Source organism: Aeromonas sp. 1HA1 (assembly GCF_029237385.1).
Taxonomy (GTDB): Bacteria; Pseudomonadota; Gammaproteobacteria; order Enterobacterales; family Aeromonadaceae; genus Aeromonas; species Aeromonas popoffii.
Genome location: NZ_JAACGC010000228.1, coordinates 1 through 532, shown reverse-complemented (window position 1 = coordinate 532; position 532 = coordinate 1). Strand labels below are relative to the sequence as shown.

General features: G+C 55.1%; 1 protein-coding gene. It reads right to left on the bottom strand.

What is annotated here, in order from left to right; all coding sequences use genetic code 11:
• A partial coding sequence (locus GWQ22_RS21800) for an IS66 family transposase (RefSeq protein WP_275931662.1) occupies positions 1–532 on the bottom strand: 532 nt, incomplete at both ends.

Sequence of the window (532 nt, the reverse complement as noted above, 5' to 3'; positions counted from 1 at the left end):
TGCCGCAGGTAATGCTCCGGATCTACCCCGTTCAACCGGCAGGTGCCGAGCAAGCTGTACAACAAGGCTCCCCGTTCACCACCATGATCAGAGCCAAAAAACAGGAAGTTCTTTCGCCCCAAGCTCACCAGCCGTAGCGCATTCTCCGCTATGTTGTTGTCCACTTCTATCCAGCCGTTTTCGGTGTAGTACGTCAGTGCTGACCACTGATTCAAGGCATAGGCGAAGGCCTTAGCCAACTCGGAGTGACGCGAGAGCGACTGCATCCTATCCCGTAACCAGATCTCCAGCTCTTCCAGTAAGGGCTTTGCCCGCCGTTCTCGTTCTGCCAGCCGGTGTTCTGCTGACATGCCGCGCAGTTCTGCTTCAAGGCTGTAAAGCTGACCAATTCGTTTGAGGGCTTCGTGTGTGTTGTCCGATGGCGTTCGGATATGCACATCATGGATCTTTCGCCTGGCATGAGCCCAGCAAGCGGCCTCCTTTATCGTGCCGGCAGCTCGGTCTTCACGATATAGCTCATTAAATCCGGCAT